The sequence below is a fragment of the Blastococcus sp. TF02-09 genome (assembly GCF_003319105.1).
GTDB lineage: Bacteria > Actinomycetota > Actinomycetes > Mycobacteriales > Geodermatophilaceae > Blastococcus.
In genome coordinates this window covers 1-576 of record NZ_QOHH01000035.1, presented here as the reverse complement: position 1 = coordinate 576, position 576 = coordinate 1, and the positions used below count along the sequence as shown (strand labels likewise).

Annotated in this window: 1 rRNA gene; it reads left to right on the top strand. The window is 56.6% G+C overall.

Going from position 1 to position 576, the window contains the following annotated elements:
• Positions 1-576, top strand: a 23S ribosomal RNA gene (locus DQ239_RS20045); the annotation flags it as partial.

The following is a 576-nucleotide window of genomic DNA, read 5'->3' as shown; positions in this document are numbered from 1 at the left end:
TGCATCTCCCGGACGTGTTTCCCAAGTAGCACCGAGCCCGTGAAATTCGGTGTGAATCTGGCGGGACCACCCGCTAAGCCTGAATACTCCCTGGTGACCGATAGCGGACAAGTACCGTGAGGGAAAGGTGAAAAGTACCCCGGGAGGGGAGTGAAATAGTACCTGAAACCGTGTGCCTACAAGCCGTGAGAGCCTTAGGACCTTCTGGTTCGGGGTGATTGCGTGCCTTTTGAAGAATGAGCCTGCGAGTTAGTGGTACGTGGCGAGGTTAACCCGTGGGGGGTAGCCGTAGCGAAAGCGAGTCCGAACAGGGCGATCTAGTCGCGTGCTCTAGACCCGAAGCCGAGTGATCTACCCATGGCCAGGTTGAAGCGCGGGTAAGACCGCGTGGAGGACCGAACCCACTTAGGTTGAAAACTGAGGGGATGAGCTGTGGGTAGGGGTGAAAGGCCAATCAAACTCGGTGATAGCTGGTTCTCCCCGAAATGCATTTAGGTGCAGCGTCACGTGTTTCTTGCCGGAGGTAGAGCACTGGATGGCCGATGGGCCCCACAAGGTTACTGACGTCAACCAAAC